This is a genomic window from Oceanicaulis sp. UBA2681, from assembly GCF_002354675.1.
GTDB lineage: Bacteria > Pseudomonadota > Alphaproteobacteria > Caulobacterales > Maricaulaceae > Oceanicaulis > Oceanicaulis alexandrii.
The window spans coordinates 1,565-20,801 of the sequence record NZ_DEMB01000004.1 but is presented as its reverse complement, the minus strand read 5'-3'; the positions used below and the strand labels follow the sequence as shown (position 1 = coordinate 20,801).

Here is a 19,237-nt window from a genome sequence, read left to right as displayed (position 1 = left end):
ATGACCATCCATTTTCATCGCGGGGATTTGCCGGACGGGCTCGATCTGGGCAAGCGGGTCGCCATCGACACCGAAACTCAGGGTCTGTCGCTGGTGCGCGATGGTCTGTGCCTGGTCCAGCTCTCGGCGGGCGATGGCGACGCCCATATCGTCCAACCGGACCGCAGCACCTATGATTGCCCTAATCTCAAGGCGTTGTTGGCCGATCAAAGCGTTGAAAAGCTGCTGCATTTCGCCCGCTTCGACCTGGCGATCGTCGAGCGTGATCTGGGCGTCACCATGACGCCGGTCTATTGCACCAAGATCGCGTCCAAGCTGGTGCGCACCTATACCGACCGTCACGGGTTGAAGGATGTCTGCCGCGAAATCGCAGGCGTGGAGTTGTCCAAACAACAGCAAAGCTCGGACTGGGCCGCCTATGATCTGAGCGAAGCCCAGCTCAATTACGCCGCGTCCGACGTGTTGTATCTGCACGCCATCGCCGATGGCCTGACGGCCATGTTGGAGCGCGAAGGCCGCATGGAGATCGCCCGGGCGTGTTTTGACTTCCTGCCCCAGCGCGCGCGTCTGGACCTGATGGGTTGGGACGAAACCGATATCTTCGCGCACTCCTGAGCCTGCTTGCACGCGGCGGCGATGACCGTCACAAAGGGTGCAGTCAATATTCAACCGGAGCCCGACCGCTGATGTCTGCGGCCCTGATACATGCGGATGGCCAGATGATTGGCCAACGCCGCGCGAAATCGCTGGCCGACGCCCGTCGGCGCAGTCGCTTTGTCGCGGGCTTGCGCGGGGTGCTGATCGCGGCGGCGGTACTGGTGGCGCTTAATGCGCTGATCCAGATGGTGCTGTCCGGCGGAACTGATAGCCCGGCCACTGACGTGGCGATCAGCGCTGGCGCTGGCGAATCCGAGCGCATCATCAATCCGCGTTTCACCGGACGAGATGAGGGCGGCGTGCCTTATGTCATCACGGCTGAAACGGCTGAACGTCGCCGTGGCGCCGAGCAGGCGCTGACGGATCTGGAGCGCCCGACGCTGGATTACGCGCTGCTCGACGGCGGAGAGGACGCGTCGCGCGTTCTCGCTGAGCATGGCGTGTTTGACGATGCGAACCTGTCCTTGCAGCTCGACACCAATGTGCGGCTGACCACGCGTTCGGGATATGTCTTTGACACCCAGTCGGCGACGCTGTTTCTGCGCGAAGGCGTGGTGACAGGTCCTGCGCCCATGCATGGCCTGGCGCCGTGGGGTGCGGTGCGGGCGGACCGGTTCGAGGTGCGCGACGACGGCCATCACATAATATTGGAAGGGGATGTGCGCACACGGTTTGACGCATCCTCCACTCCGACCGCTACAGACGTTGACGCCGGCGCGGGCCGGTCAGAGGAGAACGAGCCATGACCCTGCGTATCCTGATCGCTGCGCTGCTTGCGGCGCCGCTGCTTGTGACGGCTCCCGCCCTGGCGCAATCCATCGGGCCGGGCGAAGGCCCTGCCGATATCAGTGCGGATCGCAGCGAGCTGTTCGACGCCCAGGGGCTGGTGGTCTATTCGGGCGACGTGAACGTGGTGCGCGGCGGCGTACGCCTGCGGGCGGACCGGCTGGAAGCCTATTATGTGCGCCGTGACACCGGCGGGCGCGAACTGCGCCGCATCGTGGCGGAGGGCGAGGTGTTTTACGTCACCGAGGCCGAGATCGCGCGCGGGGACCGCGGCACCTATGATCTGGTCAACGAGGTCATCGAACTGACCGGATCTGTTGTTCTGACCCAGGGCTGCAATGTCTCCACCGGCGAGCATCTCTACGCGGAGCTGGCGACCGGAATAGCGCGCCTGGATGGCGGCGAGAACAGCACGGACCGTGTGCGGTCTGTCTTCTTCACGGATGATGACGCAGCGAGCGCGCAAACGCCGCAAGAGTGTCCCGCGCCCGTCATTCCGGGCGACGGCCCGCGTCCCTATGAAGCGCCTGAAGGCTGAGCCTGCGCGCTGAGTGCGCCAGACTTCACAGTTTTTTAGGCCGTCGGAGTTAAGCATGACGACCATGGAATACGAGCGGATCGACGCGCCAGACCAGGCGTTCGCCGGGGAAGGCGTCCAGGTGCAGAATCTGGGCAAATCCTATGGCAAGCGCGCCGTGGTCAAGAATGTCTCCCTGTCGCTCAAGCGCGGCGAAGTGGTGGGACTTCTGGGTCCGAACGGGGCTGGCAAGACGACCTGCTTTTACATGATCACCGGCCTGGTTTCGGCCGATCACGGACGCATCATGCTTGACGGCGAGGACATCACCGGCCTGCCCATGTACCAGCGCGCACGGCTGGGCATCGGCTATCTGCCGCAGGAAGCCTCGATCTTTCGGGGTCTCACGGTGGGCGAGAACATTGCGGCGGTCGCTGAAATCGTCGAGCCGGACCGTCAACGTCGCGAGACCCTGATCAACGAATTGCTTGAAGAGCTGCATATCGACCATTTGCGTCACAGCCCGGCCATGGCCCTGTCCGGCGGTGAGCGCCGCCGTGTGGAGATTGCGCGCGCGCTCGCTGCGCAGCCGAGCTTCATGCTGCTGGACGAACCCTTTGCGGGGATCGACCCGCTGGCCATCGCTGATATTCGCGATCTGGTCGATTATCTCAAACAGCGCGGCATCGGCATTCTGATCACCGATCACAATGTGCGCGAAACGCTCGAGATCACGGATCGGGCGACCATCATCCACGATGGCGAAGTCCTGTTTGAAGGCGCTCCCGATGCGGTGCGCAATGATCAGGACGTGCGCCGCTATTATCTGGGCGAAAGGTTTTAACTAGGGATCTGAATGGCGGGACTGGGACATAAGCTTGAGGCTCGGCAGGGCCAGGGTCTGGTGATGACCCCTCAATTGCAGCAGGCCATCAAGCTGTTGCAATTGAACAATATCGAGCTGGCCGAGTTTGTGGAGACCGAGCTTGAGCGCAATCCCTTGCTGGAGCGCGACGAGCGCTCGGACGCGCCGGCGCTCGATGAATCCGCCCCGTCTGATCCCTCTGTTGCGGCCAAGTCCAAAGAGGGCGACGAACTCAGCTTTGATACGCCGGGCAAGGCCGACGAATCCTTCGACGCCGATACCGAGGCGATGTATTCTGATTCCAAATCCGACATGGCGGGCGCCGAGAGCGCGGCCGGGTCGGTGGACTGGTCCCGGGCCGGACCTGGCGGATCCTTCAATGCATCCGAATTTGACGCCGCCGATCACGCCAGTCGTGAAAAAACCCTGCATGAGCATTTGCATGACCAGCTCGCGGATCTGGCGTTGCAGCCCTCTGACCGGCTGATCGCAGCGCATTTGATCGATCTTGCGGACGAGGACGGCTATCTGCGCGCGGACCTGGGCGAAACCTCTGATCGTTTGGGCGTCACCCGCTCGGAAGTCGAAGCGGTGCTCTTCGCCTTGCAGAAATTCGAGCCGACCGGCGTCATGGCGCGCACCCTGCAGGAATGTCTCGCCATGCAGCTGCAAGAGCGCGACCGTCTGGATCCGGCCATGGCGGCGCTGGTGGATCATCTGCCGCTTCTGGCCAAGCATGATTATGCGGGTCTGAAAGCTCTGTGCGGCGTGGATTCAGAAGATCTTGAAGACATGATCGCCGAGCTCAAGCGCCTGACCCCCAAGCCGGGCCTGGGGTTTGGCGCGGATGGGGCTCGGGCGGTCGAGGCAGACGTGATGGTGCGTGAGCGCCCGGACGGCGGTTGGGCGGTGGAGCTGAACACCGACACCCTGCCGCGCGTTCTGATGAATAATCGCTACGCCGCCCAGATCAGCGCGTCAGCGCGGTCAGAGGACGAGAAAGTCTTCATCAGCCAGTGCACACAGAATGCGTCCTGGCTCGTGAAAAGCCTGGATCAGCGCGCCCGGACGATCCTCAAGGTCGCCAGCGAGATCGTGCGCCAGCAAGACGCTTTCTTCGCCAAGGGCGTGGCCTGGCTGCGCCCGCTGAACCTGAAAACGGTCGCGGATGCGGTGGGCATGCATGAATCCACCGTCAGCCGGGTGACGTCCAACAAATACATGGCCACCCCGCGGGGCCTGTTCGAGCTGAAATACTTCTTCACGTCTGCGATCGCGTCTGCAGATGGCGGCGAGGCCTATTCCGCCGAGGCGGTGCGGTTCCGCATCAAGGCGATGATTGAATCTGAAACGATCGATGATGTGATGAGCGACGACAAGATCGTCGAGCGTCTGCTGGCGGACGGCGTGGACATTGCGCGCCGCACAGTCGCCAAATACCGCGAAGCCATGAACATTCCCTCTTCGGTCAAGCGCCGGCGCAAGCTCAAGGGCATGGGCTGACCGCGGAACATGTTGCGCTGCATGATGCGTTTGCCTCACGCGCCGTTCACCGTGTCGCACCGGTTCTGATTGACGGCCCGGCTCGCCAGCAGATACCGTGAATGTCCGGTCTTTCGTTAGGCCGGCCGCGCCCGGCGCGGGAGTGGCCCTTCAGGGGTCCAACGCGCCGAAGGCGCGCTTTTGGACCCCCAGTTGAAGGGAGCTCTCATGTTTATCCAGTTCGTCTCCAAAGGTATCGATGTGTCCCCGGCTCTGCGTGAGCGCATGGAGACCCGCATCACGGACGCCGGCTCGAAATATTTCAATCGACCGGCTGAAGCCTTTGTCGTCGCGAGCAAGGAAGGATACGGCTTCAAGGTGGACATTTCGCTCCATCTTCCGTCCGGGGCTTTTCTTCAGGCGTCGGGATCGGCCGAGGAGGCCTATAGCGCTGCGGAAGACGCCGCCGGGCATCTGGAAAAACGATTGCGGCGTTACAAACGCCGCCTGAAAGACCACCAATCGGGTCCCAAGGCGGATCTGCCAGCAGCGGAATCCACGCCTGTTCTGGTCCTGCGCTCGGATCGCCGGGCTGTGGAAGTGCCTGAGGATGAGCTTGAAGAGGATGATGGCGGCGCGGTTGGCGGCGATGAGCCGGTGATCATCGCCGAACAGGTGGCGGAGCTTAAGACCCTCACGGTCTCCATGGCGGTGCTGGAAATGGACCTTGCTGACGCGCCATTTGTGATGTTCCGCAACGCCGCGAACGGCGCCATGAACTTCGTCTACCGGCGCCCTGATGGTCATGTGGGGTGGATTGATCCGTCCCGAGGGGCTAAAGACGCGGCCAGCGCGGCTGCGGAGTGATCCAAGCTCACAGCCGCTGGAGCAATCAGCAGTTGAGCGTTTCATGGCTCTGAGCACACTTCTTTCGCCAGGCGGCGTGTCCGCTGAACTGGCCGCAACCAGTCGCAAACAGGCCCTTGTCGGCTTGGCTGAGCTGGCGGAGCGCGCTTTGGGCGTGGCGTCGCGGCCTGTTCTGGACGCGGTCATCGAACGCGAGAAACTCGGATCGACCGGGGTGGGGGATGGCGTGGCCATTCCCCATGCCCGCACCGATCTGGTGGACCGGGTTTGCGGCGTGTTTGCACGACTTAAACATCCTGTAGATTTTGACGCCATTGACGGTCAGCCAGCGGATCTGGTGTTTTTGCTGTTGGCGCCGGAAGACGCCGGCGCAGACCACCTGAAAGCCCTGGCTCAGGTGTCACGCTTTTTCCGGCGTGAGGATTTACGCCGTGCGGTGCGCGCTGCACCGGATGCGGATGCGATCACAGCCTTGCTCAATAATGGCGTGGAAAGCGACGCGGCCTGACCGGTTCGCTTTAAGGACAGTAAAAAAAGCCCCGACCGATCGGTCGGGGCTTTTTTGCAGTGGTTGGCGAGGCGGATCAGCTCATCTTCACGTCGATGCGGCCATCAGAATGCACGATGGCGCGCTTCATGCCGGGGGAGTTGAACTGGGCGGTCACCGCGCCTGAGGCGTCGACTGCGATCAATCCGCCTTCCCCGCCGAGCTGCGCCACGTCTTCGAGCGCGCCTTTGACGGCTTCCGCCAGCGGCCTGCCCGCATATTTGACGCGGGCGGAGACGTCGGCGGCGGCGTTGGCGCGCATGAAATACTCGCCCTGCCCCGTACAAGACACCGCCACGCGCTGATCCGCCCAGGTGCCCGAGCCGATGATGGGCGTATCGCCCACTCGTCCCCAGACCTTGTTCAGCGTGCCGCCGGTCGAGGTCGCGGCGGCGAGCCGGCCGCCGAGATCAAGCGCCACGGCGCCCACCGTACCAGTGGGAATGGGGCGAGGGTCCGGGTCGGCGGCGGATTTGTAATAGGCGTCAGGATCGTCAACCTGAGCCAGCCCGGCCTTTTCCGCAAAGGCTTCCGCCCCCTTGCCGGCCAGCAGCACATGGGGCGTGGTCTCCATCACCGCGCGAGCCGCGCGGATGGGAGACAGAAAGCCGGTGAGGGCGGACACCGCGCCCGCATTGCGGTTGGCGCCGTCCATCACCGCTGCGTCCAGCTCATACCGGCCCGCTGCGTTGGGCGCGCTGCCCTTGCCCGCCACATAAAGCCCTGAGGCCTCAAGATCGGCCACAGCCTCCACCACGGCGTCCAATGCGGACTGACCCGCCAGCAACGCGTCTCGGGTGCGTTCGGCGAGGGCGGTGAGATGATCGATCTCGCGATCATAACTGCGCTGAGCCAGCACGCCCGCGCCGCCATGGAGAACCAGAACCGGTGTCGTCATCACGCCCTCATCGGTTTGAATTGCAGGGCTGACTTATCACCCTTGAACGCAAGCGCCTAGCGGGGCTGGCGGACGCGTCGCGCGGTCGCATACGCATGCAATTCCCTTTCTGGTAGTATGGGTATTCCAGTCGCTACGCTGACTGGACCATAGAGCTGATCATTACAGGGAGAGTGAGATGACTGACACGGACACGACGCCGACTGAACGTTCCATGCTGCCTGCGCAGGGATCTATGGAAGCGTTTGAACGTCTGCGAACCGACATGATGGATGTGGCCGAGAACTTCTGGCGAGGCGCGCCGCTGCCCTGGATGTCGACGCCAGCCTGGCCGCTCGCGAACGGATGGGGGCCGATGAACCCGCCTGTGGATATGAGCGAGACGGATGACGCTTATGTGGTCACGGCTGAGTTGCCCGGCCTGAAGAAAGACGATGTTGTGGTCGAGGCGGACAATCAGTTGCTCACCATTTCAGGATCCAAGGAAGACGAGCACAAATCCGTCCGCAAGCATCACCAGTACGCCGAGCGGCGTTATGGCGCCTTCAAGCGCATTTTGACCCTGCCCCGGGACGCCGATGTGGAGGCTGTCGATGCGGTGTTCAAGAACGGCGTGCTGACGGTCACCCTGCCCAAGCGCGCAGATGTGGTGGCGGGTCGCAAAGTCCCGGTAAAATAATACCCTTCAGAGTTTGACCTCTGCGTCGTCCGATCCGGGGCGGCGCATTTTCTTTTGTTCGCGCCCGCGGTATGAAGTTTTCGAACGCGCCGGAGGGCTCCGGCGTCACGCCTTCGATTGATAAAGCCCAAAGGGGAGAATTTCATGGACTTCAAAGGCATCGCAGCAGTCGTCACCGGTGGCGCATCGGGTCTGGGCGAAGGCACCGCTCGTCGTCTGGCCGCCGAAGGCGCCAAGGTCACCTTGTTTGACCTCAATGAAGAGCGTGGCGAAGCGGTCGCCAAGGAACTGGGCGGCGTGTTCGCCAAGGTGAATGTGGCCGATCCTGAAAGCGTGAAGGCCGGTTTTGAAAAGGCGCGCGACGCACATGGCCAGGAACGGGTTCTGGTGAACTGCGCCGGCATCGGCTGGGCGGAAAAGACGGCGCGCCGGTCCTCCAAGGGCGATATCGTGATGCACCAGCTCGACAAGTTCCAGCTGGTGATCAATGTAAACCTGGTGGGCAGCTTCAACTGCGCAGCGATCTCCGCCGCCGGCATGCTCGAGCTTGAGCCCGATGCGTCAGGCCGCGGCGTGATCGTGAACACCGCGTCCGTCGCCGCTCAGGACGGCCAGATCGGTCAGGTCGCCTACGCCGCCTCCAAGGGCGGAATTTATGGCATGACCCTGCCGATGGCGCGTGATCTGGCGCGGGAAGGCGTGCGGGTGAACACCATCCTGCCGGGCTTCTTTGAAACCCCGATCTACGAGCAGATGCCGCCGGAAGTGAAAACTAACCTGGCTGCGAACCTGCAATTCCCGCAGCGTTTCGGCACCCCGGCGGAATACGCCGATCTGGTCGCCTTCATGGTGTCCAATGACTACATCAACGCCGAATGCGTCCGTCTGGACGCCGGCGCGCGCATGCCCCCGAAATAAGGGCGGTTTTAGCGCTGGAGTGACAAACCCCGCAGCGGAAGCTGCGGGGTTTTGTTATGATTTGATCCAGGCTCTGCCTGCCTTTTTCAGCCTTCCCGCCTTGCTGACGCTCCGCAAATCCTGTCTGACACGCTCGATTATTTCGATAGGGAGAGCAGGATGGGCTTTGCAGCGATCTTTCTGGCGGTGTTTCTGGCTGAGTTGGGCGACAAGACGCAAATCGCTTCCGCCGCATTTGCAGCCGGCGATCCCGGCCGGGCCTGGAAAGTTTTCGCCGCGTCGTCGCTGGCGCTGGTCTGTTCGACGGCGATCGCTGTTTTTGTCGGCCAGTATGCGGGCGAGCATCTGGCGCGTCTGCCGTTGAAACTCATCTCCGGCGTGGTGTTTATCGTGCTGGGCGCGCTTGCGGTGTTTGATCATTTCCGAACGCTGGGCGGCGCCTGACCCTAAAAAGACAACGCGCCCGCTCATAAGAGCAGGCGCGTTTCCTGTTGCATTCATGACTGTGGTCGCAGCGTGTGCTTAGCCTTCGACTGGGCGCTGAACACGCGGCCCGAGATTCTGCACCACTTCGCGGGCGGTGAAGGCATCGGGCGTATCCGGCGTGGCGCCGCGTCCCAGAACGATTTCCGCCATCGCTTCATAGCGCGTGACTTCGCGGATGTTCACATCATTCCAGAATGGATCGTAACGGCCATACCAGCCATAGGCGGGGTGGTAATAGCGATACTGCAGGCCGAACCGATCATATGTGCTGGAACCGACCAGACGGGTCTCGGTTTCGGTGTCGCGCTGGGCGAGGCGGAAATAGTCATAGCCTTGAGACAGCGTCAGCTCAGCGGCGCGATAGAGCAGATAGGTCTCCACCGTATCGCGGTCTGTCAGCGAGTTGCCGCTGAAGCTTATTCGGAAACGGTCGGATTCAACCTGTTGCTCGGTCAGCCCGTACCGGCTGTCGCCTGCCGGGGCATAGGGCGTGGGACCGCCAGCGCAGCCCGCCAGGACGGCGGCCAGAGTGATGATGGTGATGGATCGCAGCATGATCTCAGTCCTCTCATGACCTCTCCTCAAAATATGGGGAGAAGCGGGCGCCAAGTGAAGATGTGAAGACAAATTTAACCTTGGCGCGGGACTGAACGGCTAGAATGCTATGTGCTTGCCACGCAGCACGACGACATTATCCGTGTTCAGCAGGCGACGGCGTTTGTCCGACAGGGTCCGACCCCGTCCTGCCTTGTGCGCCTTTTGGGATGTCGACTTGGCGAGCGCCAAGATGTTGAGAGAACGCCGCATAACAACCTCCTGTACGGTTTCAGGAGAAAGACTGCATCTAAAAGTTGTTTTTGAAAAGCCTTAACCGGTGCGTCGCGCGTCAATTATGCGGCCTCGGAGCACCAGGATGTCGATATCCTCCGGCGACAGGGCGCGTGCGGCTTCAATGTCGCTCAGCGCCTCATCATAAGCCTGCAAGCCCAATCGCGCTTCGGCGCGCAAGCGCCAGATAAGGGGTCGGGCATCGTCCTGAGACAAGGCGAGGCTTGCGGCGTCTTCGGCGGCGTTGAAATCTTCAAGCGCCAGATGGGTCCGCGCGAGCCCGGCCAGCAGCCCTGCATCGTGCGGGGCGAAGTCCAGCGCGGCGGTAAAGCTGATCAAGGCCTGATCGTATTCTTCAGCGGCCAGAAAGGCGTCGCCCGATTGGCCGAGCATGATGGCGCGGCTCGGATCGCTCGCCATCTCCGCGTCCAGCGCCGCTTCGCGTAGCCGAAGCGCGCCGGGCGCTTCCTGTCCCAAAGCGATCAGAGCGAGAGAGACACAGTGCTCTGCGGGCCAGCCGCCGCCTTGATAACGCCAGGTCAGCGCGTCTTCATAGGCGTCTTCAGCATCGTCCTGAATGGCGCTCAGGCACGTTTCAAGCCGTTCCTGATCACTGGGCGGCAGGGTCCATGCGGTTGCAAGAAGCACGGACACGATGAGCACTGGCGCCATGGGCGGGTTTCCCTCGGGCTGGGTTGAGCGCTAAGCCTATCGGCCAGATCAAGGAGACGTCCATGGGCGCACGCAGCATCTGTCTTTTGGGGTTCGGCTTCACCGCCAAGGCGGTCGCCCGGCGACTGAGCGCTGAAGGCTGGCGGATATCCGCCACCACGCGATCCGCCGAGCAGGCCGAACAGATCCGGGCGCAAGGGTATCAGCCTGTCCGCGCCGATCCGGCCAAGCCAGACGATCACGACGCTTTGTGCGCCGCGGTCGGCGCCTGCGACGCCGTGCTCGCCTGCGCTCCGCCAGGCGAAGCGGGCGATCCGTTTCTACCGGCCTTGCCAGCTGAAACCCTGAGCGGGAAATGGCTGGGATATCTCTCCACCACCGGTGTTTATGGCGACCGGCAGGGGGGCTGGGCGTTTGAGTATGAACCCGTCAGCCCCGGTCAGGACCGCTCGATCCGGCGCGCTCAGGCCGAAGCACAGTGGTTGGAGCATGGCGCGCGGTTGTTCCGCTTGGCGGGCATCTATGGTCCGGGGCGTTCGGCCTTTGACCGGCTGGAGGCGGACAAGGTTGTTTTTGACGTGCCCGGCCATGTGTTCAGTCGCATCCACGCGGACGATATCGCCCAGGCGATCGCGTTGAGTCTTGAGAAACCCGAAGCGAAAGGCGCGTTCAATCTCGCCGATGACTGGCCGGACACCCAGCCCAATGTCATGACCGGCGCGGCGCAGATTGCCGGCGTGCCCGGCCCGCGCATCCAACCCTTTGATCCTGACAAGGCCAGTCCCATGCAGGCGAGCTTTTATGCGGAATGTCGCCGCGTTTCGAACGCCCGCGCCAAGGCGGCGCTGGGCTGGCGGCCGAGTTATCCGAGCTGGCGGGAGGGGCTTCAGGCGATCTGGGATCAGCGCTAGCCGCTGACGCTTTCGATTGCGTCCACCAACGCCTTGAGATCTTCCGGTGTGCTCAATCCATGATCGCCGGCCTTGGAGAGCTCATAGCGCACATCTTTTGAGGTGAGCTGTTCGAGCACGCGCAGGCCATGGCTCCACGGCACGTCCTTGTCCTGCCAGCCGTGCAGGATGCGCACCGGACCGTCAAAGGGAATGGGCGCGTTCAGGAGACTCCAGGTCCGTCCATCCTCAATCAGGGTTTTGGTGATCGCATAGGGCTCGCCATAGGCGTTGGGTCGCAACCATTGGCCTTCGGTCTCGATCTGCTCGCGGATATGGAAGGGCAATTGCTCCCAGATCAGGCTCTCGGTGAAGTCCGCGGCGGGCGCGATCAGCACCAGCGCTTTCACCCGGTCTGGCCGCGCCATCGCCGCCAGCAGCGCCATCCAGCCGCCCATGGATGATCCCACCAGGATTTGCGGCCCGTCCGTGCACTGGTCGAGCATGTCCAGCGCATCCTGGCGCCAGTGGGTGATCGTCGCGTCCTGCCAGGCGCCCTCGGACGCGCCGTGCGCGCTGTAGTCAAAGCGCAGATAGGCGCGGTCGTTCTCATTCGCCCAGTCCTGCAGCGCTGTGGCCTTGGTTCCGGTCATGTCAGACTTGAACCCGCCCAGAAACATCACGCCGGGCCCCTGTCCGGGACGGTCGAAATAAGCGAGGCGGGGCTGGCCTGGGCGGTCGAGGTGTTTGGGCTGAGTCATCTCATCGGCCTCCAGTGCGGCGCTCATGGTTTACGGACCGGGCCGGTCGCGGTTATCTGATCATATCGCGGGCCGTCAACCTGTCCGCTCGTATAAGGCGAACGCGTTTGAATATCTTGCAGGTTATCCCCCAGATGCATGCGGGCGGCGCGGAGCGCACGGTCATTGAAATGGCCGAAGCTATTCTGGCCGATGGCGGTCAGGCGGTCGTCGCCAGTAGCGGGGGGCGACTTGTGGCGGACCTTGAAGCGCTGGGCGCGCGCCATGTGACGCTGGAGATGGCCACCAAGAACCCGCTCAAGGTCTGGACCAATGCGGACAAGCTGGCGCAGCTGATCCGTGCTGACAAGATCGACATTGTTCACGCCCGCTCCCGCGCGCCGGCCTGGAGCGCGAAATGGGCGGCGCGGCGCACGCAAATCCCGTTCGTGACCACCTATCACGGCTTTTACAAAGCCAAATCCCGTCTCAAGCGCTGGTATAACTCGATCATGGCGCAGGGCGACCGGGTGATCGCCAACTCAGAGTTCACCGCCCGGCATGTGCGCGAAGAGCATGAGATCGACCCGAACCGGCTGCGGGTCATCCCGCGCGGCGTGGATCTTGACCAGTTTGATCCCGCGCTGGTCAATCCGGAGCGCATCAAGGCCCATCGCGCGGCCTGGGGCGCAGGACCTGAAAAGCTCGCTATCGTGCTGCCCGGCCGTTTGACCCGGTGGAAGGGTCAGCTGTTGATGATCGAGGCGCTGGCGCGGCTCAAGCTCGATCCCGGCCCTTTGCTGGTGTGTCTGGGCGAAGGCGGCGACAAGCCTGAATACCAGGCGGAAATCAAAGCCGCGGCGGATGCGGCGGGCATTGATCTGGCCCTGCCGGGCCATACGACAGACATTGCGGCGGCCTATATGGCGGCGGACCTGGTGGTTTGCCCCTCGCTCGAGCCTGAAGCGTTCGGGCGCACCGCCGCCGAAGCCCAGGCCATGGGCGCGCGGGTGATCGTCGCCGATCATGGCGGCGCGCGCGAAGTCGTTCGCGACGGCGAAACCGGCTGGCGCGCGGCGCCGGGCGATGCGGAGGCGTGGGCTAAAGCGGTCAAAGCCGCCTTGTCACTGAACGCTGAAGGCGCCAACACTCTGGCGCTGGCTGCGCGCAAGCGCGTCAGAACGCATTTTTCCAAGGTGCAACTGCAACAAGCCACCTTGCGGGTCTATCGGGAGCTTCTAGACTAAGCCCATGTCCGAAGACGAAGCTGACAAAGAACAGATCCTGGTGATCCATGAAGGCGCGCTCACTGACGTGGTGCGCATGCTGGCGCCCGCCAAGATGATCCGCGATCATCACCGCAAGGCGCGGATCACGCTGCTGTGCGGCGAGGAATATGAGGGCCTGCTCAAGCATTGCCCCTATTTCAATGCGGTGGAGACCAATCTCGACGACACCGCCAAGCGCAACTTCTTTGACCGGCTCAAGGCGGCCCGTAATTCGGGCTTTGACGTGATCTATGATTTGTGCGGCAGCGAAGGCGCGAAAAAGATCGGCCGCGCCGTCCGGTTTTCCAAAACGCGCTGGGTCAACGCTGCGCCGCGCTCTGATCGTCCGGGCCATCCGCTGGAACAGATGGCCGCCCGCCTGGGGGAGGCCGGTCTGGGGCCGACGACCTATCTTCTGGGCGAGGCGCCGCCGCCCGATTTGAGCTGGATTGATTTCGTCGCCAAACGCTCGCGAACGCTGGAGCCGGCGTATTTCGGACTTCTGGGCCGCTACGCCCTGTTCGCGCCTGCCGGAGAAGACGTGCTGCCCGCGCAACGCTGGCCGAAAGAGCGCTGGGCGTCCTTGGCGCACGAACTTCTTGAGACGGGTGTGGAGCCGGTCATCGTTGGCGGGCCGAACACGCGCGAAGTGGGCCGGTATGTGGCTCATGTCACGCCCGGCGCTCGGGATCTGACCGGACGGGCGAACCTTATTCAGCTGGCCGGGCTTGGCCGGAAGGCCAGCTGCGCCTTTGGGGAGGCGGCTGGATTGCTGCATTTGATGGCCGCGGCCGGATCACCCGCCGTGCTCTTCCATCCCGGTGATAACGCACCGCTTGAGAGCGCGCCGCGGGGCTTGTCGCCCACCTTGCTGATGCATGCGCCGACCCTGGCGCAGATCAATGCAAAGGAGGCTGTGCAGGCCATGCGCTGTGCTGGAGGCTTCGCTGACGCCTCAAACGCGGCGTGACGACCTTGATTTTCGCCTGTTGTTCGCGGTATTCGCTACCGCTCACGCACAAAGTCAGTTACTTTGCGCGTTCCACTCGCAGTCGCCATGGAGAAGACGCATAGCACGACGTCCGCATGCCGCGCCCCCGCCTAAGAAAGAAGGGCCGCGCATCAACAGAGAAATCCGCGTACCGCGGGTTCTGTTAATTGATGAATCTGGGGAAAAACAAGGTGAAATGCCAATTGACGCAGCGCTTGAAGCCGCGTCAGAGGTTGGTCTTGACCTTGTAGAAGTTTCGCCGAACGCCAACCCGCCGGTCTGCAAGATCGTCGATTACGGCAAGCTCAAATACCAAGAGCAAAAGAAAAAGGCCGAAGCTCGAAAGAAACAGAAGACCCAGGACGTCAAGGAAATCAAAATGCGTCCGAACATCGACATCCACGATTACCAGGTCAAAACCAAAGCCATGACCCGGTTCTTCGAGGATGGCGACAAGGTCAAAGTGACTTTGCGGTTCCGCGGGCGCGAAATGGCGCACCAGGAACGCGGCATGGATGTGATGAATCGCGTCAAGGCGGACTTCAACGAAGTCGCCAAGGTCGAGTTCGAACCCAAGCTCGAAGGCCGCCAGATGATTATGGTGATGGCCCCGCGCTAGCGTTTTCGGACGTTTCGCCGCATTCCGGCTTCTAAAAAACCCTATCGCTCTGAGCGGTAGGGTTTTTTCATGCGCCGTTCAGATTCCATCACCACAATAGACCTCGAGACTTTTTGAAAAATGGGGTGGTCGATCAAGGTTCGATCTGGCCCTTTTAACCAAGCCTGCTTAAGGTGAACGGATGATCCGCAGCCTGCTGCGGGGGAATACGGGGGACGACATCATGATGAAATCTGTAACGCTGACGGCCAGTGTTTTTGCGGCGGCGCTTTTCGCCGGACCTACGGCTCTGGCTCAGGACTTTACTGAGCCGCCCTCCTTTGGTCGGGCCACCTTGAGCGCTGGGTTCACGCCGGACCCTTACGTGCGCAATCTGACGGCGGGCGGATCGATCCGCGCGCAGGACCGGTTCTCGGATTGCCGCGGTTATATCGCCAATGCGCCGGACTTTTCGGTCAATTACAGCGCCGGCTCTTTCCCGCTGATTTTCTCGGCGGATTCAGACGCTGACACAACGCTGGTCATTAATGGCCCGGATGGTCGCTGGTATTGCGATGATGACGGCGCGGAAAGCCCACTCAATCCGCTGGTGCGGTTCTCGAACCCGTCTTCCGGCCGGTATGATATCTGGGTGGGTACCTATCTGAGCGGTTCTGGCGTTCCTGCGACCTTGTTCGTTTCTGAACTCGGCGAGTACACGCGTGACAGCGCAGGCAGCGGCGCGGGCGGCTATAATTACGGCGACACTCTGGATATCTCTCTGGCGTCCCGTTTCGCCGACATCACGCTCAATGGCGGATTCTTGCCTGACCCGTATCAGCTGCGCCTGACGGCGGGTGGTTCGGTGTCAGTTAGTGACGCGTTGGAATATGGCAGCGGGTCCTGCCGCGGTTATGTCACGCGCGAACCCAGCGTCGAGCTTGATTACAACGGCTATGGCTCTCTCTACATCTATACGGACGGAGATGCCGACACGACGCTCGCCATCAATGGCCCGGATGGTCAGTGGTACTGCTCTGACGATGAGATCGGCACGGATGCCGGGATCGAGTTCAACAGCTCCACACGGGGTGTTTATGACATCTATGTGGGCACCTATTCACGCGGTGACCGTCAGACCACGCTGATGATTTCCGAGATTGAAATGGGCTACCGCCCGTCCCGGAAGTAACCGGTTCGCTGACGCGCCCCAGGCGCGTCAGCGCACACCGCTTTGATGGGGGAGCCGTCAGGGCCGGCAGGAGGATAGCAGGGAACCGAAAGGGTCTTGAGATGCGCTATAGTCTGATTACCGCCGTTGCAGCTGTCGGCCTGATCGCCGTCTCCGCCCAGGCTCAAAATGTTTCGTTGAGCCCGACCTACGGCACTGTCAGCCTCTCGAGCGGATTTTCACCGGATCCCTATGTCGTCAGCCTGGATGCAGGCGGTTCGATTTCGGCGTCCAATATCGGATGTACCGGCTATATCGCCAATGCGCCTGACCTGCGGCTCAATTATCGCGCCGGCGACTCCCTGCCTTTGATCATCTCGGTCGCTTCGGAAGCCGACACCACATTGGTGATCAATACGCCAAACGGCGGATGGGCGTGCAATGATGATGGCGGGAACGGCTCCAATCCGTCGATCCGTTTCAATGCGCCGCAAACGGGTCAATACGACATCTGGGTCGGCACCTATAGCAATGGCGGCATACGCCCTGCGGATCTGCACATCTCCGAGATCTACAGCCAGTAAGCCTAATGCGGGCTCGCCTTGTTCCGACGGATCACAAGGTATTCCGAGCCCGGCGCCGGATCGACATGATCTGGCCTGTTTTTCAGTCACACACTGACTGATCTTGAGATTTCAAAGGGGGACGACATGACTGCATCATTGAAATACGCCGCATCCGCGGCCGTTCTGGGCCTCGCGATGACTGTGAGCCTGGGCGCGACCGCCTCCGCGCAGTCTTTCTCTGGCGACCCGGCCTATGGCGGGGTGAGTCTGCGAGAGGGGTCGGTGGAGGCCGCTGTCCGAGCGGGCGGCGCCTGGAGCGCGGATCTGCTGAGCCAGGGCTGCTACGGCTATATCACCGAAGGGCCGACGCTGACTGTGGAGTATGCAGGGGGCGAAGACCTGTATCTGTCTGCAGGCGCGGACGAAGACACCATGCTGGTGGTTCGCACGCCGAACGGCGATCTGCATTGTGATGATGACGGCGCGGGTGATTTGAACCCCGGCCTGGTGTTTGCGAAAGCCGAGCGCGGCGTATACGAGCTCTGGCTGGGGACGTATTCAGCGGGCGTCGGCACGCCGCCGGCCCAGATTCACGCCTCTACGGTCGGTTTTGACACCTCAAATCCGTTCAGCGTGACGCCGAACGCGAGCTTGCCCGCTGATCAGGCTTTGCGCCTGCGCGCAGGCTTCCGTGATGATCCGCGCCTGATTGATGTCATTGCGGGCGGTGAGGCGCGGCTCGAGGTGCTGGGCGATATGTGCTACGGTTATTCAGGTGAAGCACCCGACCTGGCGCTGACCTATCGCGCGGGTTCACTGCCGCTCTATATCGCCATGGAAAGCGAGCGCGACGGCGTTCTGGCGGTGCAGACGCCGTCTGGCGAAATGCTGTGCAATGACGATGCGATCGGCCTCAATCCCGGCGTGCATATCGAAACCCCCGAACGCGGCGAGTATCTGATCTGGACAGGTCTTCTGGGCGACCGGGGCGTGACCGCGGATGGCGTTCTGTCGATTTCCGAGATTGGCTTTCAGGGCGTCGACCGGCGTCTGGACCTGACCGAGCCGGCCCTGTTCGGTTCACGGTCGCTGCGCGCCGGCTTCATGCCCGACCCGTTGGCGGTCCAGGTGCAGGCCGGCGGCCCGATCGAGGCGAATATGGCGGTGCAGGACAGCGTTGTCTCGATGGGGTATTGCGCTGGTGATGTCACTCGCGCGCCGACTTTTGAGCTCGACTTCACGGCTGGTGAGGCGCCGCTTTTCATCTCCGCTGTCTCTGATGACGATACGACGCTGGTGGTCAACGGACCGGACGGCGCCTGGATGTGTGATGATGATAGCGGCGCGGGCCTGAACCCGGTCCTAGAGATCAATGATCCGCAAAGCGGCGTCTATGACATCTATGTGGGTCGGTTCTACAGCGAAAGCGAGACGTCCCCGGCGACGCTTTATGTCTCCGAGATTGGCGGCGGCGCGGACCCGATCAATTCGCGTGTGGATCTGAGCTTGCCGGCGATGTACGGCGATCATGAGCTGGATGCCGGTTTCGTTCCGGACCCGTACCGGATCTCGGTGCAGGCGGGCGGCCCGCTTGAAGCCAGTTCGTCGGGCATTTCCTCGGATACCGATTGGTGCAGCGGCAACTATACTGCGGCGCCGACGGCTGAATTGATGTGGAACGGTCAGGACGGTCCGCTGTCGATTTATGTGGAAGGTGAGCGCGACACCACCCTGGCCGTCAATCTGCCTGATGGCAGCTGGGCCTGTAACGATGATGGCGGTCCGGGCCTGAACCCGGCGCTCCAGTTCGACCGCGCGCTGAGCGGCGTCTACGATATTTATGTGGGCGTGTTCAGCGGCGAGCCGTCCTCGGCGCGATTGATGATCTCCGAGTTCGACGCGCCCAGCGACTAACAGGCGTATCAGCACGGTATAAAAGGCGCCCCGGGCGGACCGGGGCGCCTTGCATTTTGGGCGGGGGCGCGTATAACCCCCGCTCTTACTCACCAGCCTCCCCGGCTTCATCGACATGCCGGGCGGCTGAGAACGCTGGAAAGACTGGCCCTGAACGGCCGGATTTCCCCGCAGGAATGGAGAGCGAAATGTCGAAACTGAAGACCAAATCAAGCGCCAAGAAACGCTTCAAGGTCACGGCCTCTGGTAAAGTGATGGCCGGCCCGGCGGGCAAGCGCCACGGCATGATCAAGCGCAGCACCAAATTCATTCGTGACGCTCGCGGCACGACCACGCTGTCCAAGGCTGATGAGCAAATCATCAAGCCGATGATGCCCTACGCACGCTAAGGAGAACGTGAGATGAGCCGAGTTAAAGGTGGTACCGTCACCCACGCCCGTCACAAGAAAGTTATCAAGGCTGCGAAAGGCTATTACGGCCGCCGCAAGAACACCTTCCGGGTGGCAACGCAAGCCGTTGATAAAGCGAACCAATATGCAACCCGCGACCGTAAGAACCGCAAGCGCAACTTCCGCGCCCTNNCGCCACGGCATGATCAAGCGGACCCCGAAACAGATCCGTCAAAAGCGCGGCACCTCCGCGCTGGCGGCTCCGGACGCTAAAGTCGTCAAGCGCTCATACATGCCGTACAACCGCTAAGGCGGAACGGCTAAGCCCACCTTTTAAAAAGATTTAGGAGACAGCCCGAATGGCTCGAGTGTCCTCCGGCCCGGCCCGTCACGCCCGGAAAAAGAAAGTTCTTGATCAGGCGAAAGGCTATTATGGCCGTCGCAAAAACACCTTCCGCGTCGCCAATCAGGCGGTGGAGAAGGCTGGTCAGTACGCCTATCGCGACCG

The 19,237-nt window shown here is 62.1% G+C and carries 23 protein-coding genes and 1 pseudogene; 20 read left to right on the top strand and 4 right to left on the bottom strand.

What is annotated here, in order from left to right; all coding sequences use genetic code 11:
* The 7 genes from B3M53_RS03240 (at window position 1) to ptsN (ending at window position 5,682) form a co-directional block, all read left to right on the top strand.
* Window positions 1–615: a ribonuclease D gene (locus B3M53_RS03240; RefSeq protein WP_022700868.1), complete on the top strand. Its 615-nt coding sequence runs from the start codon at window positions 1–3 to the stop codon at window positions 613–615.
* Between the two features lie 104 nt (window positions 616–719).
* Complete coding sequence (lptC, locus tag B3M53_RS03235) at window positions 720–1,403, top strand: LPS export ABC transporter periplasmic protein LptC (RefSeq protein WP_286799633.1); 684 nt, start codon at window positions 720–722, stop codon at window positions 1,401–1,403.
* A complete protein-coding gene (locus B3M53_RS03230; RefSeq protein WP_022700870.1) occupies window positions 1,400–1,981 on the top strand; it encodes an LptA/OstA family protein in 582 nt (193 codons plus the stop codon). The genes lptC and B3M53_RS03230 overlap by 4 nt, the downstream gene beginning before the upstream one ends.
* 64 nt (window positions 1,982–2,045) lie before the next feature.
* The gene (lptB, locus tag B3M53_RS03225; protein WP_040705366.1) at window positions 2,046–2,804 is read left to right on the top strand and encodes an LPS export ABC transporter ATP-binding protein; all 759 of its coding nucleotides are present in this window, start codon (window positions 2,046–2,048) and stop codon (window positions 2,802–2,804) included.
* 12 nt (window positions 2,805–2,816) lie between these two features.
* The gene (gene rpoN, locus B3M53_RS03220) at window positions 2,817–4,328 is read left to right on the top strand and encodes an RNA polymerase factor sigma-54 (protein WP_022700872.1); all 1,512 of its coding nucleotides are present in this window, start codon (window positions 2,817–2,819) and stop codon (window positions 4,326–4,328) included.
* A gap of 207 nt (window positions 4,329–4,535) precedes the next feature.
* On the top strand, window positions 4,536–5,174 hold the full coding sequence (gene hpf / locus B3M53_RS03215) for a ribosome hibernation-promoting factor, HPF/YfiA family (protein WP_273020429.1): 639 nt from the start codon (window positions 4,536–4,538) through the stop codon (window positions 5,172–5,174).
* A 43-nt stretch (window positions 5,175–5,217) separates the two neighbouring features.
* Window positions 5,218–5,682, top strand: coding sequence for a PTS IIA-like nitrogen regulatory protein PtsN (gene ptsN / locus B3M53_RS03210; RefSeq protein WP_022700874.1), 465 nt, complete (start codon window positions 5,218–5,220; stop codon window positions 5,680–5,682).
* Between the two features lie 76 nt (window positions 5,683–5,758).
* On the opposite strand, the gene B3M53_RS03205 is transcribed toward ptsN, so the two are convergent.
* Window positions 5,759–6,619: an isoaspartyl peptidase/L-asparaginase family protein gene (locus tag B3M53_RS03205; RefSeq protein ID WP_022700875.1), complete on the bottom strand. Its 861-nt coding sequence runs from the start codon at window positions 6,617–6,619 to the stop codon at window positions 5,759–5,761.
* A gap of 178 nt (window positions 6,620–6,797) precedes the next feature.
* Here B3M53_RS03205 and B3M53_RS03200 point away from each other — a divergent pair, with 178 nt between their 5' ends.
* The 3 genes from B3M53_RS03200 to B3M53_RS03190 all read left to right on the top strand — a co-directional run bounded on the left by B3M53_RS03200 (window position 6,798) and on the right by B3M53_RS03190 (window position 8,660).
* Complete coding sequence (locus B3M53_RS03200; RefSeq protein WP_273020427.1) at window positions 6,798–7,298, top strand: Hsp20/alpha crystallin family protein; 501 nt, start codon at window positions 6,798–6,800, stop codon at window positions 7,296–7,298.
* Between the two features lie 144 nt (window positions 7,299–7,442).
* Window positions 7,443–8,216 (top strand): SDR family NAD(P)-dependent oxidoreductase, encoded by a 774-nt coding sequence (locus tag B3M53_RS03195; RefSeq protein WP_273020425.1) that lies wholly within the window; start codon window positions 7,443–7,445, stop codon window positions 8,214–8,216.
* A gap of 159 nt (window positions 8,217–8,375) precedes the next feature.
* Complete coding sequence (locus B3M53_RS03190; protein ID WP_273020423.1) at window positions 8,376–8,660, top strand: TMEM165/GDT1 family protein; 285 nt, start codon at window positions 8,376–8,378, stop codon at window positions 8,658–8,660.
* A 78-nt stretch (window positions 8,661–8,738) separates the two neighbouring features.
* On the opposite strand, the gene B3M53_RS03185 is transcribed toward B3M53_RS03190, so the two are convergent.
* Window positions 8,739–9,257: a CC0125/CC1285 family lipoprotein gene (locus tag B3M53_RS03185; protein WP_022700879.1), complete on the bottom strand. Its 519-nt coding sequence runs from the start codon at window positions 9,255–9,257 to the stop codon at window positions 8,739–8,741.
* A gap of 312 nt (window positions 9,258–9,569) precedes the next feature.
* The gene (locus B3M53_RS03180) at window positions 9,570–10,202 is read right to left on the bottom strand and encodes a tetratricopeptide repeat protein (protein WP_273020420.1); all 633 of its coding nucleotides are present in this window, start codon (window positions 10,200–10,202) and stop codon (window positions 9,570–9,572) included.
* Window positions 10,203–10,264: 62 nt separating this feature from the next.
* On the opposite strand from B3M53_RS03180, the gene B3M53_RS03175 reads away from it, so the two are divergent.
* The gene (locus B3M53_RS03175) at window positions 10,265–11,113 is read left to right on the top strand and encodes an SDR family oxidoreductase (RefSeq protein WP_273020419.1); all 849 of its coding nucleotides are present in this window, start codon (window positions 10,265–10,267) and stop codon (window positions 11,111–11,113) included.
* On the opposite strand, the gene B3M53_RS03170 is transcribed toward B3M53_RS03175, so the two are convergent.
* Window positions 11,110–11,853, bottom strand: a complete 744-nt coding sequence (locus tag B3M53_RS03170; RefSeq protein WP_273020418.1) for an alpha/beta hydrolase — start codon at window positions 11,851–11,853, stop codon at window positions 11,110–11,112. The two genes, B3M53_RS03175 and B3M53_RS03170, sit on opposite strands and share 4 nt — an antisense overlap.
* 107 nt (window positions 11,854–11,960) lie before the next feature.
* Here B3M53_RS03170 and B3M53_RS03165 point away from each other — a divergent pair, with 107 nt between their 5' ends.
* From B3M53_RS03165 to B3M53_RS03125, 9 genes and pseudogenes are all read left to right on the top strand, one after another.
* Window positions 11,961–13,079, top strand: a complete 1,119-nt coding sequence (locus B3M53_RS03165) for a glycosyltransferase family 4 protein (RefSeq protein ID WP_273020416.1) — start codon at window positions 11,961–11,963, stop codon at window positions 13,077–13,079.
* Window positions 13,080–13,083: 4 nt separating this feature from the next.
* Complete coding sequence (locus B3M53_RS03160) at window positions 13,084–14,070, top strand: glycosyltransferase family 9 protein (protein WP_022700885.1); 987 nt, start codon at window positions 13,084–13,086, stop codon at window positions 14,068–14,070.
* Window positions 14,071–14,170: 100 nt separating this feature from the next.
* Entirely contained in the window at window positions 14,171–14,710 is a 540-nt protein-coding gene (gene infC / locus B3M53_RS03155) for a translation initiation factor IF-3 (RefSeq protein ID WP_040705371.1), read from the top strand.
* A 223-nt stretch (window positions 14,711–14,933) separates the two neighbouring features.
* Window positions 14,934–15,881, top strand: a complete 948-nt coding sequence (locus tag B3M53_RS03150) for a peptidase (RefSeq protein ID WP_199285740.1) — start codon at window positions 14,934–14,936, stop codon at window positions 15,879–15,881.
* A gap of 101 nt (window positions 15,882–15,982) precedes the next feature.
* Entirely contained in the window at window positions 15,983–16,444 is a 462-nt protein-coding gene (locus B3M53_RS03145; RefSeq protein WP_022700888.1) for a pre-peptidase C-terminal domain-containing protein, read from the top strand.
* A 126-nt stretch (window positions 16,445–16,570) separates the two neighbouring features.
* Window positions 16,571–18,340, top strand: a complete 1,770-nt coding sequence (locus B3M53_RS03140) for a hypothetical protein (RefSeq protein ID WP_273020414.1) — start codon at window positions 16,571–16,573, stop codon at window positions 18,338–18,340.
* Window positions 18,341–18,528: 188 nt separating this feature from the next.
* A complete protein-coding gene (rpmI, locus tag B3M53_RS03135) occupies window positions 18,529–18,729 on the top strand; it encodes a 50S ribosomal protein L35 (protein WP_286799630.1) in 201 nt (66 codons plus the stop codon).
* A gap of 12 nt (window positions 18,730–18,741) precedes the next feature.
* Window positions 18,742–18,918 (top strand): annotated as a pseudogene (gene rplT / locus B3M53_RS03130) (50S ribosomal protein L20); the annotation flags it as partial.
* Between the two features lie 170 nt (window positions 18,919–19,088).
* A partial coding sequence (locus B3M53_RS03125; RefSeq protein WP_286799663.1) for a 50S ribosomal protein L20 occupies window positions 19,089–19,237 on the top strand: 149 nt, incomplete at its 3' end.